Origin of the sequence: uncultured Streptococcus sp., from assembly GCF_915066115.1 — a bacterium.
GTDB lineage: Bacteria > Bacillota > Bacilli > Lactobacillales > Streptococcaceae > Streptococcus.
Genome location: NZ_CAJZDT010000174.1, coordinates 1 through 3,021, shown reverse-complemented (window position 1 = coordinate 3,021; position 3,021 = coordinate 1). Strand labels below are relative to the sequence as shown.

General features: G+C 42.4%; 3 protein-coding genes. All 3 read right to left on the bottom strand.

Annotation, left to right across the window (positions count from 1 at the left end):
* Window positions 1-60: 60 nt before the first annotated feature.
* On the bottom strand, window positions 61-1,419 hold the full coding sequence (pdrM, locus tag QZ565_RS09060) for a sodium-coupled multidrug efflux MATE transporter PdrM (protein ID WP_295528496.1): 1,359 nt from the start codon (window positions 1,417-1,419) through the stop codon (window positions 61-63).
* Window positions 1,420-1,460: 41 nt separating this feature from the next.
* Window positions 1,461-2,729 (bottom strand): dihydroorotase, encoded by a 1,269-nt coding sequence (locus QZ565_RS09055; protein WP_020901384.1) that lies wholly within the window; start codon window positions 2,727-2,729, stop codon window positions 1,461-1,463.
* Window positions 2,730-2,741: 12 nt separating this feature from the next.
* Window positions 2,742-3,021: NUDIX domain-containing protein (locus QZ565_RS09050; protein WP_366508746.1), on the bottom strand; the 280-nt coding region annotated here is incomplete at its 5' end.

The following is a 3,021-nucleotide window of genomic DNA, read 5'->3' as shown; positions in this document are numbered from 1 at the left end:
AGAAAACCCAATAAGAACAAGGGATTTTCTCACTAAGGATATTTTTTCACAAACTTTTTATCATTTAGATTTTGCTATAGATTCAAATCTCTTCATAATCACAGTTAAACGCCAACGGTAGAGCACTCCACTCACAATCAGACTAATAATCAAACCAATCCAGTATGAATAAGCGCCAAAATCTGTTAGAGAATCAAATAGCATAGCAACTGGGATTGCTACTCCCCAATAACCAAGCAAACCAAGGTAAAAAGGAATAACTGTATCCTTATAACCCCGTAAAATTCCCTGAAGGGGTGCCGCAAAGGTATCTGCTAACTGGAAGAAGAGACTGTAAGTCAAAAAGCGCGCTGTCAAATCGATAAATTCTGGGTTGTTACCATAAAGACTAGCCACATTTCCTCTAAAAATGTAAAGGAAAGATAAGGTAAATCCTGCAAAAATGAGGGCTGTCCATCTCCCTAGACCAATATAGGTTTTTGCATCATCAAATCGCTTGGCTCCCACCTCATAGGAAACGACAATAGCCATAGCCGATGAAATACTCATAGGAAAGGCATACATGAGAGTTGAAAAGTTCATAGCTGACTGGTGACTAGCGATAATCAAGGACGAGAACTTAGCCATAATCAAGCCAACCACGGAAAAGATAGCCACTTCCGCAAAGACAGTTCCCCCTATAGGAAGACCTAAACGAAGCCCTTCCTTGATTTTATCCATATTAAGAGGAATGCGTTTCTCAAGATGTAAGGCTTTGAGTTTCTCCTGCTTAAATAAAACCAGAACAGAAATTCCCAGTAAAACCCAATAAGCCAAGGAAGTCCCTAAACCAGAGCCAGCACCTCCCAGCTCTGGAACACCAAAGGCACCGTAAATCAAAAGATAGTTAAATCCACTATTGAGAGGAAGTAGCAAAAGCATAAGATACATGGACAGTTTAGTCAAGCCCAGCGAATCCAGCAAGGAACGAATAACGCTAAAAAGCAATAAGGGGACAATCCCAATAGATAAAAACCAGAGATAACGAACCGCTACTGCTGCAACAGGAGCTTCTAGTCCAATATGGTTCAAAACAGGTGGTGCCAAGAAAAGCACCATCCCCAGCAAGACCACGGATAGGCCCAAGGCCAGATAGATAAACTGGTAAAAATCAGACGCCACTTTTTCCTTTTTGCCTCGTCCAAGATGGTGACCAATGATGGGCACCAAGGCTGACACAATTCCCGTCAGGAAGGTAAAGAAAGGATTCCAAATACTGGTTGCCATAGACACACCAGCCAAGTCCATAGTGCTGTATTGACCTGTCATAGTCGTATCAACAAAGGAGGCAGAATAATTGGCAAATTGATAAATCAGGATAGGGAAAAATATCTTTAAAAATAAGATAAACTTGTCTTTAAAATGATGGGTTTGGTACATATAGGCTCTCTATTCTTTTTGTTTACAGAGCAGACTCCCACCTAGTTTTGATAGACAATTTGTCCCTTACAGATGGTATATTTAACCTGCCCTTTTAAGGTTTCACCGATGAATGGTGAATTGGCTGCTTTCGAAGCAAAATGGGAGTCCACAAGGCGATCAGCCTTGGCATCAAAAATCGTGATGTCCGCTGGACCATTTTCAGCCAAGTAACCTGCTTCAAAGTTGTAAAGCTTGGCTGGGTTGTAGGTCATTTTTTCTAGCAATTCCATCAAGGTCAATTCCCCAGCTTCCACCAAATAAGTCAAACCGAGAGACAGAGAGGTTTCCAAACCAGTCATACCAGATGGCGCTTTGGTAATATCCTCAACATTTTTCTCATCCGCATGGTGAGGCGCGTGATCAGTTGCGATAACTGTGATGACTCCAGATTTAAGACCTTCAATCACGGCACGACGATCTGATTCCAAACGAAGCGGCGGATTCATCTTAGCATTGCTACCTTGTGTCAAAAGGAGAGCTTCCGTCTTAGAGAAATGCTGTGGCGCTACTTCTGCTGTGACTTGCGCACCTAGCCCCTGAGCAAATTCCACTACTTTAACACTTTCTTCCTTAGACAAATGCTGGATATGAACATGAGCCTTGGTCGCATAGGCAATCATGACATCACGCGCCATCATAGCATACTCAGCTACCCCAGTCGCACCGCAGATATGGAAATGTTCTTTAGCGATATTTTCATTAAATCCAAGAATCCCATTCAAACCTGGATCTTCCTCATGAAGACTGATAAAGGTATTGAGTTTTTTGGCTTCTTCCATAGCTTCCTTGACCACTTTACTGCTTTCAAGCGGAATACCGTCATCAGAAAAACCAACCGCACCAGCTTCTAAAAGCGCCTTAAAGTCAGTCAAGTCTTGGCCATTAAAATTCTTAGTAATGGTCGCAACTGTCTTGACATTGATTTTTTCCTTGGCAGCTGACTGGAGAACTTCTTGTAAAGTCTCCACATCTGAAATAGTTGGACTAGTATTAGCCATCATGACAACCGTTGTAAAACCACCTGCAGCGGCTGCTAGGGCACCAGTATGGATATCCTCCTTGTGGGTCTGACCAGGTTCACGGAAATGAACATGAATATCGACCAAACCAGGCGCAACGACTAGACCACTAGCATCAAGCACCTCTGCACCTTCTTCCTTGATTTCCGGAGCAATTTTGACAATTTTCCCATCTTGAACCAAGACATCACACACTTGATCTAAACCAGACTTGGGATCCATTACACGACCGTTTTTGATTAGTAGCATCTGCTTTCTCCTTTATTCATAGAAATCAACTTGGGTATCCAACAATTTATCCCCATCATAAACAAACTTGGCTGAAAAGAAGGGTTTATCCTCTAAAAGCCACTCAACAAAGGTATGGTCACCTTCCCAAGTCGGCTTACTCAAAACCTCGTCATAAGGAACCCATTCCAGTGTTCCCTCGTTGCAGTCAATCAAGTCACCCTCAAACTCCGTCACCTTAAAAACATAGGTGTACCAGTCTAAATCTGGCGTAAATTCAGGAAAAGTGATAACACCTTTTAGAACTGGCTTG

What these genes read in the sequence shown, in the direction of transcription:
- QZ565_RS09055 (WP_020901384.1), bottom strand. Translation starts at nt 2,729, where the DNA reads ATGCTACTAATCAAAAACGGTCGTGTAATGGATCCCAAGTCTGGTTTA.
- pdrM (WP_295528496.1), bottom strand. Translation starts at nt 1,419, where the DNA reads ATGTACCAAACCCATCATTTTAAAGACAAGTTTATCTTATTTTTAAAG.